This window comes from Streptomyces sp. MB09-02B (assembly GCF_033794485.1).
Lineage (GTDB): Bacteria > Actinomycetota > Actinomycetes > Streptomycetales > Streptomycetaceae > Streptomyces.
The window spans coordinates 1-10,588 of sequence record NZ_JARGEE010000324.1 but is presented as its reverse complement, the minus strand read 5'-3'; the positions used below and the strand labels follow the sequence as shown (position 1 = coordinate 10,588).

8 protein-coding genes and 1 pseudogene are annotated in these 10,588 nt (G+C 71.1%); 2 read left to right on the top strand and 7 right to left on the bottom strand.

Annotation, left to right across the window (positions count from 1 at the left end):
- The first annotated feature begins 42 nt into the window (after positions 1–42).
- A complete protein-coding gene (locus P1P70_RS32800; protein ID WP_319244267.1) occupies positions 43–1,233 on the top strand; it encodes a winged helix-turn-helix domain-containing protein in 1,191 nt (396 codons plus the stop codon).
- A 3-nt stretch (positions 1,234–1,236) separates the two neighbouring features.
- On the opposite strand, the gene P1P70_RS32795 is transcribed toward P1P70_RS32800, so the two are convergent.
- From P1P70_RS32795 to mtnA, 7 genes are all read right to left on the bottom strand, one after another.
- Positions 1,237–1,986: a response regulator gene (locus tag P1P70_RS32795; RefSeq protein WP_184893352.1), complete on the bottom strand. Its 750-nt coding sequence runs from the start codon at positions 1,984–1,986 to the stop codon at positions 1,237–1,239.
- Positions 1,987–2,191: 205 nt separating this feature from the next.
- Complete coding sequence (gene hpf / locus P1P70_RS32790; protein ID WP_413471601.1) at positions 2,192–2,884, bottom strand: ribosome hibernation-promoting factor, HPF/YfiA family; 693 nt, start codon at positions 2,882–2,884, stop codon at positions 2,192–2,194.
- Positions 2,885–3,199: 315 nt separating this feature from the next.
- A complete protein-coding gene (locus P1P70_RS32785) occupies positions 3,200–3,994 on the bottom strand; it encodes a ComF family protein (RefSeq protein ID WP_319244262.1) in 795 nt (264 codons plus the stop codon).
- 393 nt (positions 3,995–4,387) lie between these two features.
- Positions 4,388–6,214, bottom strand: a complete 1,827-nt coding sequence (locus P1P70_RS32780; RefSeq protein WP_413471600.1) for an LpqB family beta-propeller domain-containing protein — start codon at positions 6,212–6,214, stop codon at positions 4,388–4,390.
- Positions 6,204–8,321 (bottom strand): MtrAB system histidine kinase MtrB, encoded by a 2,118-nt coding sequence (gene mtrB, locus P1P70_RS32775; protein ID WP_319244260.1) that lies wholly within the window; start codon positions 8,319–8,321, stop codon positions 6,204–6,206. The genes P1P70_RS32780 and mtrB overlap by 11 nt, the downstream gene beginning before the upstream one ends.
- Before the next feature lies 1 nt (position 8,322).
- On the bottom strand, positions 8,323–9,012 hold the full coding sequence (gene mtrA / locus P1P70_RS32770) for a two-component system response regulator MtrA (RefSeq protein ID WP_189823911.1): 690 nt from the start codon (positions 9,010–9,012) through the stop codon (positions 8,323–8,325).
- An 8-nt stretch (positions 9,013–9,020) separates the two neighbouring features.
- Positions 9,021–10,166, bottom strand: a complete 1,146-nt coding sequence (mtnA, locus tag P1P70_RS32765) for an S-methyl-5-thioribose-1-phosphate isomerase (protein WP_319244258.1) — start codon at positions 10,164–10,166, stop codon at positions 9,021–9,023.
- A gap of 140 nt (positions 10,167–10,306) precedes the next feature.
- Between mtnA and P1P70_RS32760 the strand changes: the two are divergent.
- Positions 10,307–10,588: pseudogene (locus P1P70_RS32760) on the top strand (hypothetical protein); the annotation flags it as partial.

The following is a 10,588-nucleotide window of genomic DNA, read 5'->3' as shown; positions in this document are numbered from 1 at the left end:
GCTCAACCCTGCCTGTCAGTCCCCTCCCCTACCCTGCGAAGCATGACGTCCCTCCCGCGCCCCACCACAGGTCTCACCGCAGACGAGGCCCGCCGCATCGCCCTCCGGGCACAGGGCTTCCTCGGCGCCCCGGACCGCAGATCCGGCGTCCGCGGCGTCCTGCGACACCTGGGCGCGGTCCAACTCGACACCATCTCTGTCCTGGCCCGTTCCCACGAGCTCATCCCTTACGCCCGCCTCGGCGCGGTAGGCCGCGCCACGGTCGACAAGGCCTACTGGTCGACGGCAGCCACGGGCACCTCACCGGCCCGCCCCCACGCCTTCGAGTACTGGTCCCACGCCGCCTGCATCCTCCCCATCGAGGAGTGGCCCCACTTCGCCTTCCGCCGCCGCGCCTACCGGGCCCGCCCCCAGTGGGGCCACCAACTCCCGGACGGCGCCTACGACCGCGTCATCAAACAGCTCCGCTCCGAAGGCCCCCTGACCGCCACGGAACTGGGCGGAGCCAAGCGCACCAGCGAGTGGTGGGACTGGTCGGGCGAGAAGGTCGCCGTCGAACGCGCCCTGATGTACGGCGAGGTGGTGTGCGTGGAACGCCGCGGCTGGAAGCGGGTGTACGACCTCGCCGAGCGCGCGATCCCGGCGGACCTCCTGCACGACGAGCTGGACGACACGGAGTGCGTACGCCGCCTGGTCCGCCTGGCCGGCGAGGCCCTGGGTGTCGGCACCCGTGCGGACATCGCCGACTACCACCGCCTCAAGGGCGAGCAGTTCGACGCGGTGGTCGCCGACTCGGGTCTGGTCCCGGTGACGGTGGAGGGCTGGGCCAAGCCCGCCTGGGCCGACCCCGCGGCCCTGGCCACACCCCCGCGCGGCCGCCACCGCACCACACTGCTGTCGCCGTTCGACTCCCTCGTCTGGGAACGGGCCCGCACGGAACGCGTCTTCGGCTTCACCCACCGCCTGGAGGCCTACGTCCCCAAACAGAAGCGCGTCCACGGCTACTTCGCGATGCCGGTCCTGTCCGGGGGCCGTCTGGTGGGCCGCGTCGACCCCGCCCGCGACGGCCGCACACTGGTCGCCAAGCAGGTCACCCTCGACGGCCCGAAGGCGATCCCGGCGGTCGCCCGGGCCCTCCTGGAGGCCGCGACCTGGGTCGACTGCACCGACGTACGCGTGGAGCGCGTGGACGCCCCGGAACTGCACGAGCCCCTGCGGCGAGCGCTCGCCTAGGGCCTAGCGGATCTCCAGGATCTTCTCCCGCATCGCGTACACCACGGCCTCCATCCTGGAGTGCAGCTGCAGCTTCTCCAGGATGTTGCGCACATGGTTCTTCACGGTGTTCTCGGAGATGAACAACTCCTTGGCGATGTCCCGGTTGTTCATCCCGGTCGCCACGAGCTTGAGCACTTCCAGTTCCCGGTCGGTCAGCCGCGGCGCGGGCACCAGGCGCCGCTCGTCGGTCCGCTGAATCATGGACTTGAACTCGGTGAGCAGCTTCGACGCCATCGAGGGGCTGATCTGCGACTGTCCGTCGGCCACCGCGCGAATGGCCGTGGCCACCTCGTCCGTGGAGATCTCCTTGAGGAGATAGCCGGTGGCCCCGGCCTTGATCGCGTCGTAGAGGTCGGCCTCCTCGTCGCTGATCGTCAGCATGATGATCTTCGCGCTGGGGGCCACCTCCTTGATGGAGGTGCACGCCTCGATACCGCCGCGCTTGGGCATCCGTACGTCCATCAGCACGATGTCGGGCAGCAGATCCGCGGCCTTGTCGACCGCCTCCGCCCCGTCACCGGCCTCGCCCACGACCTGGATGTCCTCCTCGGCCGCGAGCACGATCTCCAGACCGCGGCGGAAAAGCGCGTGGTCGTCCACCACGAGGACACGGATAGGTTCCTTGCGCGGGGAGCCCGCGGCGGATCCCATGCCGACGGAGCCTTCGTCGGCATCCTGGTCACGCATCGGTCCGAAACTGCTGTCCGCCATCGTTCCTCCCCCTGAAGGCCGTGGCCTGTCTTTCTGTGCCATCGCCAACCCAAGGCAACGGCCTGCCGGTTGGGGCCGGTTCGGCCATGATTTCATGCCCCGCCGACACTGCGCTGACAGAGCGGGCCACAAGGGGTCGCACACCGGTGCCCCTGGGGGCGCACAAGCGCTCCAGGGGCACCGGCTCAGCTGTCACCCGGTGCGGTCAGCCGCCGAGCGCGCCGCCCGCGGCGTCCGAATGCGCCTGGGCGACCATCGGGTCCGTGCTGAGGTGGATGACGCCGTAGTCGTAGGCGTGCCGCCGGTAGACGACACTCGGTTCCTTGGTCTCGGAGTCGACGAAGAGGTAGAAGTCGTGTCCGACCAGCTCCATCTCGTAGAGAGCCTGGTCGAGGGTCATCGGGGAGGCGACGTGGGTCTTCTCGCGGACGATGAGGGGGCCTTCGCCCTTCACCTCGATCGAGCCGATCTTCTTGGTGGGCACGCCGTCCGGCTGCTCCTCGTCGGCGACGTATCCGTTGCCGTTGAGGGTGGCCACGCCGGGGACGTGGTCGGCGACCTCCGCGGCCGTGAGCCTGCGCGCGCCTCGGCGCGTGTAACGCTTGTCGTGCTGCTTGCGCAGCCGGGCTTCGAGCTTGTCCGCCGCCAGGTCGAGCGCCGCATACGGATCGCTGGCCGCTGCCTCCGCCCGGATCACCGGTCCGCGGGAGTGGAGCGTGATCTCCACCCGGTCACTGCGGTCGGCCTGTCGGGGGTTGGGCTCCTTGGACACCTCGACGTCGAGGCTGATCACCTTGCCGTCGAGCTTCTGGATCTTCTCCAGCTTCAGCTTCTCGGCCACGTGCTTGCGGAACCGCTCGGGCACCTCGGTCTTGCGGCCCTTGACGACGATGTCCACGCAGAACTCCGTTCCCGGATCGCTCCGCTCCACTGGCGGAGCATCTCCCTTGTGCACCAGGTTCCGGTGACTCCCGGAACCGCGGACTCGGTGACTTCCACCTCCTCCTCCCCCGTGGGCAAGATCTCCACCCCACCGGCGCGGGGTGATTCAGAAAACCCGCAGCGCAGCATTCGGATATGTGGTGAACGGCCGGGGCCATTCCCTCACAACCGAACATATCTCGCTCGGACGGATGTCGTCACCCTCTACTGGGACGTACCTCCGTTCAGGTGAATTGACCCTCTCATTACCTGCAACGATGCAAGTCAGCGGTCAGTTCCGGTTTATTTGGAAAGAGTCGGGAGCCGCTGCGACCACCGCCGCCCGGAGCCCGTCTCCGACGCCTGCCGAGCCGGCCCTTCCCGTCACCCCTCGTGTACGCACCGCCTCCTTCGCCCTCGATTCCGCTCCACACTCCGCCGACACCAGAGCCCACGCGTCCCTCGCCGCCCGCACCGCCCGGGCCGCCTCCGCCAGCGAGGCACCGGTCGTCATCAGGTCGTCCACGAGCACGACCGCACCACCACCCAGCAGCCGGTCGCTCCCGGCAGCCACCACCAGCGCGCCGGCGAGGTTGTCCAGCCGCTGCCGGGAGTCCAGCCCCGACTGGTCAGCCACGGCACGCCGCTGACGCAGCACCCCGGCCACCCGGGCCGGTGTCCCGGTGCGCCGCAGCGCCCCGGCCGCCGCGAGCGCGATACGCCGCGCCGGGTCGTGCCCTCGCGCCCGCACCGCCCGCCGCGCGGACGGCACCGGAACCAGCAGCACCGGCCCCTCGCCGACGCCCGCCCGCACGGCCCCCGCCAAGGCCGTGCCGAGCGGTCCGGCGAGCGCCAGCGCACCCCGTTCCTTGTGCGCGATCAGCGCGGCCCGCACCGCGTCCTCGTACGGCGCCGCGGCGTGCACCACCGGCAGCCCGGACGGCTCCGGCTCCGGTCGCACCCGACACGGCGCGGCCCCGGTCAGAGCCGCGCGGCACTCCGGGCAGAGCACCGCGCGAGGCCTCCCGCAGCCTCCGCATTCGGCCGGCAGCACCAGATCCGTGAGGTCCTGCCACCACCCCCGCATGCCCACCACTGTGCCAACGCATGCGGCCCCCTGCCACCCCTGTGGACAACCACCTGTGGACAACTCACCGCAACATCAGAGGGGTTGTCACCCACACGAACGACGGGTGCCCGAAGAAGACCGAACGCCACCCGAAAATGACCGACCGCAGCAAAAAAGACCGGCAGCCGCCAAACCCACCACCGAGAGAACCGGCAGAAACCGGCGCGGCCACGTCCTCCGCAAGCCACCGACACAGGACCAGGACGTCGCCCACAACCCGGCCCGGCCCGCACCAGCCCGCACCGCCCCGCACGACCCCTTCCCTTGGGGAGTCCGGCAGCTCCAGCGAACCCGCGATCCGGCGCATCGCCGCAGGCGGCGGACTCCGACGAGGCACCACCGCCCCGGCCCTCACCCCGGATAGACCGGCGCCGACCCTTCCTTGACCACCGTCTGCCACTGCTGCCCCGGCGACAGCCGCACGATCCCGTCGGCCGAGTGCGCGACCAGCGGCTGGCTCTCGTCCTCGGACGCGGCGATCTCCTCCACACCCGTGAGAGCGGAAGGCCCGGAGCCCGGTATCGGCGAGCCGTCGACCCGGACGTACCGCATCTGCTGCACGCCACCGGGTTCGCGCCCCACGACCACGAGTCGGCTGTCACCGGCCCACGACATGGCGGTGACGTCCTCCAGGTCCGGCGTCACGGACCGCAGTTCGACGATCGAGACGGTGGTTCCCTCCGCGTCGGCGTCCCGCTCGACGCGCCCGATGTGCAGCGCCCTCTTGCCCTTGTTCTCCAGGATCAACGCGATGCGCACACCGTCGGCGGCCACCCGCACCGCCTCGATACGCCCGTCGAGGTTCGGAGTCCGCACCTCCAGCGGCTCACCCATGCCGTCCGCCAGGACCAGCAGCCGCGGCTTCTCGGGATCGCGGTCGGCCACCCACAGGTCGCCGCGCCCGTCCCAACTGGGCGTCGTCAGACGGTCCTTCGCGGTGGCACCCGCGCTGCGCAGCACGGGGTCACCGAGCGTGCCCCCCGCCGTCATCGGAGTCACGTACAGCTCTCTGCCGTCGGCCGACACACCGGCCGCCCGGTCCTCGCCCCGCGACACGGCCGCGGACCTCAGCTGCTTCTCACCGTCCCCGAGCGCCCCCGGGACGGGAGACGGCGTCGTCACCGGGTCCCGATCGGACAGCCGCACGAGCTTGTGATCGCCGTCGATGAGGTACTCGTACCCCGCGCTCCTGTCGCGGCCGTGCGAGGCGACCGCGCCGGCCTCGTTCTCCCCGAGCTCACACAACGGGACGCCGGTCGACCCCTGCAGCTCCACCGTGTCCACACCCGTGGGCATGTAGTCCTGGAGCGTGAACAGGAGTTGGGCCGCCATCTCCTCGCACCTGCTGTCCGAGACGCGGTCGGCCTTCTTGTTCAGCGGCACGACCAGCCTGTTCTGGTCGTCGGGCGTCAACGCCTTCGTGCCCTTCAGCAGGGCCGTCCCGGACGGGAAACTCGTCCTCGCGACCGGATTGAGCCAGCTCGTGGGGCCCTCCAGCAGATCCCGGACCACCTGGGTCACCGGGTCGACCTGGCTGCGCACATAGACCGGGTCGGCGACCGTCCCCGGCTCACCGGACTGTGCGGCGGAGGTGAAGTAGTACTTGTTGATGGACTGGTAGTTGCGCTCGAAGTCCGACCGGCCGAGCACCACACCCTGCGGCAGCTCGTCGATGCGCCACTGCCCGGTCTCCTTCACCCGCGTAAGGTGCACGGGCTTGCGGTACTGGCCGCTCGCGGGCGCGTACGCGTGCTGCCCGTCGACCCGGGCGACGTTCTTCCCGGACAGCTCGAACCCGTACTCGTCGGTCTCCGGCCGCTCCCCCGTGACCCGGGTGTAGGCGGTGGGTGCCTCATCCAGGACAGTGGTCGACACGCCCGGGTCCCAGGTCTTCAGCGCGTCACCGGTGAGGTACTTGCGCGCGGTCTCGTAGTTCAGGTCGTCGCTGGTCAGAGCCTCCAGGAAACCCTGCACGATCTCCTGCGGCTCGGCATCCTCCGCGGGCGGCAGCGCGAAGACCCGCACCTTGGCGTCCTGCCTGGGCGTGGACTCGACGTCACGCATGTCCCCGCTGTCGGGCATCGAGGCGCACCCCGCCAGCAGCACGGCACCGATGCCGACGTACACCGTCGCCCGCACCGGACGCCCACGGCCACGTTTCGCGCGGTCAGCGTCCACGGAATGCCTCCCCCTGCTCGTGCTGCCGCTCCGCGGCGCCCTCGGCCGGCCTCTCCTCGGCGCGTCCCTCGCGCCCCCCGGGTCGCTCGCCGTCCTCGGTCCGCCGCGCGGGCACTGCCGGGGACGGGGTCGCGGACGGTGTACCGGGTGACGGTGTACCGGGCCGGGGCACCACGCGCGCGCCGTTGCCCGGCAGCGCCGTCGGGTCCGCCGTGGGAGCCTGTCCGGCGCCCGGACGGGGCCCTATGGCCGCCCTCGCGCCACCGTGCTCACCGGCCTGGACCGGCACCGTGGCGAGCTTGCCGCCGCCACCGAGCGGCAGACCGGCGTCGTTGAGTCCGCGGTTGCGCCGGGAGTCCTTGGGCTCCAGCGGTATCGGGGACCCGCGCAAGGGCTCGTCCGCCGTCCTCGGCAGCGTGAGCCGGAACTGCGAGCCGCCACCCGGCTCGCCCCACGCCTGCAGCCAGCCCCCGTGCAACCGGGCGTCCTCCAGGGCGATCGACAGGCCCAGCCCCGTACCACCGGTGGTACGCGCGCGTGCCGGGTCCGCCCGCCAGAAACGGCTGAACACCCGCGTCGCCTCGCCCGGCTTGAGCCCCACGCCGTAGTCCCGCACCGCGACCGCCACCGCACCGCCGGCCGCCGCGAGCTTGACCACGACGTCCTTGCCCTCGCCGTGCTCCACGGCGTTGACCACGAGGTTGCGCAGCACCCGCTCCACGCGTCGGGCGTCGGCCTCGGCCACGACGGGCTGCTGGTCCCCCAGCACCCGTATCCGCGTCCCCTTGCGCTCGGCGAGCGGCTCGGCCCCGCTGACGACCTTCCGCACGACCTCACGCAGATCTATCGGCTCGGCCTCCAGGGCCGCCGCACCCGCGTCGAACCGGCTGATCTCCAGCAGGTCCGCCAGCAGCGACTCGAACCGGTCCAGCTGATCCGCGAGCAGCTCGGCCGACCGCGCGGTCACGGGGTCGAAGTCCACGCGGGCGTCATGGATGACGTCCGCCGCCATCCGCACCGTCGTCAGCGGCGTCCGCAACTCGTGCGACACGTCCGAGACGAACCGCCGCTGCATCCGCGACAGGTCCTCCAGCTGCTGGATCTTCAGCTGAAGGTTCTGCGCCATCTTGTTGAAGGCCTCACCGAGCCGAGCGATGTCGTCCTCACCGCTGACCTTCATCCGCTCCTGGAGACGCCCTGCGGACAGCCGCTCGGCGATCCCCGCCGCCATCCGCACGGGCGTGACCACCTGCCGCACCACGAGCCAGGCGATGGCCCCGAGCAGCACGACCACGAACAACCCGGCCGTCGCCAGCGTCCCCTTGACCAGGCTCAGCGACTTCTCCTCCTGGGTGAGCGGGAAGAGGTAGTACAGCTGGTACTGGTTGCTCCTGGGGTCGCTGACCTGCTTGCCGATGATCAGCCCCGGCTGGGACTCCTGGCCGTTGTCGTAGTGGATCCGCGTGTAGCTCTGGACGGCGCTCGTGCCGTCGTCGACCCGCTCACGCAGCTCCACCGGCACACTGAGGTCCCATTGCACGCCCCCGGAGGCGCGCGGTCCGAGCCCCCCGGTCTCGCCGTCGGCGGAGGCGGGACTGAGCGTCACGACGTCGAAGGCGCCCTGGCCACCGCTGGAGAGCGAGTTCACCAGAGTGGTCATCCACTCGACGACGCTCTGCGACCGGTCGCCATCCGGCTCCGTGCTGTCGTTCCCCGTCGCGCTCGCGTCGCTGACCGCCTTCTGCTCGGCGACGGTGAAACCACCCGTGGCCTGGCTCTGCGAGGCCTTGACCTTGGCGTCCAGCAGCCCGTTACGGACCTGCCCGATGACGACGAAGCCCAGCAGCAGCACGACGCTGAGCGACATCAGCAGCGTCGTCACCACGATCCTGAGCTGGATGTTGCGCCGCCACAGCCGCATCACGGGCAGCAGCGGGCGACGCACCCAGCGCATGAACAGCCTCAGGACCGGGCTGCCCTGGACCCCGCCCTGCAGCAACCCGCCCTCGAGGAGACGCCCCCAGCGGGAACCCGACTTCCGGCCGACAGGCCGCTCCGCGCGGGTCCCCGGCTGGCCGGGCGCCGAAGCGGCACTGTCACCGGACATGTCAGCTGGGCCCTGCCTTGTATCCGACACCACGGACGGTCACCACGATCTCCGGCCGCTCCGGGTCCTTCTCGACCTTGGAACGCAGCCGCTGCACATGCACGTTCACCAGACGGGTGTCCGCCGCGTGGCGATACCCCCACACCTGCTCCAGCAGGACCTCCCGGGTGAACACCTGCCACGGCTTGCGCGCCAGCGCGACCAGCAGATCGAACTCCAGCGGCGTCAGCGCGATGGACTGCCCCTCGCGCTTCACCGAGTGCCCGGCCACATCGATGACCAGGTCACCTATGGCGAGCTGCTCCGGCGCCGGCTCCTCCGACCTCCGCAGCCGCGCCCGGATCCGAGCCACCAGCTCCTTCGGCTTGAACGGCTTCACGATGTAGTCGTCCGCGCCCGACTCCAGGCCGACCACCACATCGACGGTGTCGCTCTTGGCCGTGAGCATCACGATCGGCACCCCGGACTCCGCCCTGATCAGGCGGCACACCTCGATCCCGTCCCGGCCCGGCAGCATCAGATCCAGCAGCACCAGATCCGGTTTGGCCTCACGGAACGCGGCCAGCGCCTTGTCGCCGTCGGCTACGAAAGACGGCTCAAAACCTTCACCACGCAACACAATGCCGAGCATCTCGGCCAGTGCGGTGTCGTCGTCGACGACAAGGACTCGTCCCTTCATGAATGCCATCATCCCATTAACTAAATCGTTACCTGGCGTGACCTGTCACACAGCCCCGCGAGCGCATCAGCGGTCACGGGCGAAACAACCCCCTCCTCGGTGACGATCGCCGTCACCAACTCGGGCGGCGTCACATCGAACGCCGGGTTGTACGCCTGAGTCCCCAGGGGTGCCACCGCGATCCCACCTCCCGCCTCCGCTCCCGCCACCGGCACCTGCGGTGCCGTGATCTCCGTCACCTCATGACCCGCGCGCTGCTCCACCTCGATGGACGCCCCGTCCGGGGTGCCCGGATCCACCGTCGTCACCGGCGCCACCACGATGAACGGCACGTGGTGGTACCGGGCAAGCACCGCGAGCGGATAGGTCCCGACCTTGTTCGCCACCGAACCGTCGGCGGCGATCCGGTCGGCCCCCACCAGCACCGCGTCCACCTCACCCGCGGCGAACAGCGAACCCGCGGCATTGTCCGTGAGCAAGGTGTACGCCATTCCGCTGCGCGCCGCCTCATAAGCGGTCAACCGGGCCCCCTGGAGCAACGGCCGCGTCTCGTCCACCCACAGCCGCCGCAACCGCCCCACCCGGTGCGCCGAGAGCGCCACCGCGAACGCCGTGCCCTCACCACCCGACACCAGCGACCCGGTGTTGCAGTGCGTGAGCACCCGGTGCCCACCGCCCGGCAGCAGCTCGTCGAGCAGCGCCAGCCCGTGCGCGGCCATACGGGAACTGGCCTCGGCGTCCTCCCGGTGCAGCGCCCGCGCCGCGGCGAGCGCCGCCTCCGCGGCCCGCTTCTGGTCCCCCGAGCGGCCGAGCTCGGCCCGGTGCGCGGCCCGCGCCCGGCGCACCCCGACCGCGAGGTTCACCGCGGTGGGCCTGGCGCCCTCCAGCGCGTCGGCGGCGTCCTCCACGTCGAAGCCCCGCACGGCGGCGAGCGCGACGCCGTACGCCCCGGCGATCCCCAGCAGCGGCGCCCCGCGCACGGCGAGCGAACGGATCGCCTCCACCAGCGCGGGCGCGTCCGTGCAGACCAGCTCGACCTCCTCGGCCGGAAGTCTCGTCTGGTCGAGGAGGACCAGGACGGGGCCTTCTGGTGGCTCGTCCCAACGGATCGCCGGTATCTCGGTCGGCCGGATGTCGTCGCCGGATCGCGCGTACTGATCAGCCATGCGGTCAGTCTGCCCCGTATCCGTCGGACAATTGAAGGTGCGCAGCACAGACGGCCCCCGGTCACCTCTCGGACACCGCGTGGCACGATGGGCGCCAACCTGCCGCCGCGACCGCGGACGAGCACCGTGAAGGAGCGACGATGAAGGACACTCCGGGCTGGGCCTCGCCCGGATCCGCCCCCTCGGGCGGCGAGCAGCCGGACCAGCAGGGCTCCGCACAGCCGACGGACCCCACCGGGTCCGGCCAGGCGCAGCCGACGGACCAGCCCATCGCCGGCCACGCGCAGCCACCGTCGAACTGGTCCAAGGACCAGCCGCCGCCCGCCCAGTGGTCCGCTCCGAACCCGCAGGCCCCCGGCCAGACCTCGCCACAGCCACCGCCCGGTCCGGGCTGGGGCGGCCACCCCGGGCCCCAGCACCCC

Coding starts and splice junctions, on each gene's coding strand:
- P1P70_RS32800 (WP_319244267.1), top strand. CDS start 43: ATGACGTCCCTCCCGCGCCCCACCACAGGTCTCACCGCAGACGAGGCC.
- P1P70_RS32795 (WP_184893352.1), bottom strand. CDS start 1,986: ATGGCGGACAGCAGTTTCGGACCGATGCGTGACCAGGATGCCGACGAA.
- P1P70_RS32785 (WP_319244262.1), bottom strand. CDS start 3,994: ATGCGGGGGTGGTGGCAGGACCTCACGGATCTGGTGCTGCCGGCCGAA.
- mtrB (WP_319244260.1), bottom strand. CDS start 8,321: ATGTCCGGTGACAGTGCCGCTTCGGCGCCCGGCCAGCCGGGGACCCGC.
- mtrA (WP_189823911.1), bottom strand. CDS start 9,012: ATGATGGCATTCATGAAGGGACGAGTCCTTGTCGTCGACGACGACACC.
- mtnA (WP_319244258.1), bottom strand. CDS start 10,166: ATGGCTGATCAGTACGCGCGATCCGGCGACGACATCCGGCCGACCGAG.